Origin of the sequence: Wolbachia endosymbiont of Mansonella perstans (assembly GCF_020278605.1) — a bacterium.
In the GTDB taxonomy this organism is placed as follows: domain Bacteria; phylum Pseudomonadota; class Alphaproteobacteria; order Rickettsiales; family Anaplasmataceae; genus Wolbachia.
Genome location: NZ_JACZHU010000143.1, coordinates 1 through 1,215, shown reverse-complemented (window position 1 = coordinate 1,215; position 1,215 = coordinate 1). Strand labels below are relative to the sequence as shown.

At 35.6% G+C, this 1,215-nt stretch carries 2 protein-coding genes; both read right to left on the bottom strand.

Features of this window, described 5'->3' with window-relative positions; genetic code table 11:
• Window positions 1–378: 378 nt before the first annotated feature.
• Window positions 379–609 (bottom strand): hypothetical protein, encoded by a 231-nt coding sequence (locus tag IHO13_RS05495; RefSeq protein ID WP_225538633.1) that lies wholly within the window; start codon window positions 607–609, stop codon window positions 379–381.
• 147 nt (window positions 610–756) lie between these two features.
• On the bottom strand, window positions 757–1,146 hold the full coding sequence (locus IHO13_RS05490; RefSeq protein ID WP_225538632.1) for a hypothetical protein: 390 nt from the start codon (window positions 1,144–1,146) through the stop codon (window positions 757–759).
• Between the last annotated feature and the right edge of the window lie 69 nt (window positions 1,147–1,215).

The window sequence follows — 1,215 nt, the reverse complement described above, 5'->3', positions numbered from 1 at the left end:
TCATTCCAGCGCGTGATGCACAGCTGTACGAATATTAATTATGGAAAGGAAAGAAGGTAATAATCTTAGATTTTGTCTGGATTTCCACCACAGTATTCAATGACTGGTTTCAGGATTTCAAGTCTAAGCCCGTTCATGAAAGCATGCCTAATGAACTTATAGCTCTCCATTCCGCTGCGTTTTCTGTTAGTAAAATGGAAACTATAAGAATCATGTACAGTGTAACCATAATAGTGTTTTTGCTGTATCCAAGAAAATGCTTTGGTTGAGCTCCTGCTTGATAAATCTAAAAAACACTTCTATTGACCAACGTTTTTTATAGATATCACAGGTCTCTATAGCAGACACTCCATAGATATTAGTTAAAAATGTAAGAACCTAACCACTTACCTGACTTTTCGCCATAATCAACCTGATCTTAAATGACAAAAATCTCGAACCATCTTGCCCCAATCTGACTATGACATCCTCCGTCAGTTCAAGTATTTTTGTTTTCAGACCTTCAACCTCTTGGTGGGTTCGAACTATTTTATAGCGAATATTATCATTACTGCGGGGTATGCCTTCCTTTATAAACTCCTCAAAAGTTGCACGTTTTTTGTAGACCACGATCAAATATGTGACTCTTTACCGTGATTGAGCTCGAAACAAATTTATTATCTGAAAAACCCTCTGCTTGAGTATATAAATTAAGCAGCTTTGCAAATCTTCCATCTGCTGCAATTATACATTTTATCACGTTTTTTGGGCAATATTTTATGTTTTTGCAGGGAATGCCAAGCTGCAATAATTTATTGATAGCTGAAGTATTGTTGAATCTATGATCATCAATTTTTTTTGAGCTCCAAAAACTCTGTAAAATAAACAAAAAATCTTTTCAAAGTACTCAGTAGGTATTGTTTCCAAACGACTTGCAACTGATGAATGACGTGTATCGAAGTTAAACATGCGGTGATAACTTTCCTCAATAGTGAGCAAACTCAGCTCATTTTTCTCCAATATGTTATATAGCAGCAAATTAAATATATTTTCCCCTGTAAGTTTGCTAGCCCTGTAATCGGCACCGACAGCTTCATCTATTTTGTCCAGTTCTACCTTTGGCAATTTTGATATTATTTCTTTGTAGTAAAACGTCTCATACCTCAATACTTTCCTTTCATTATACTCTTTTAAAGAATGTTCGTACAGCTGTGCGCTTGACTCTGGAATCTAGGA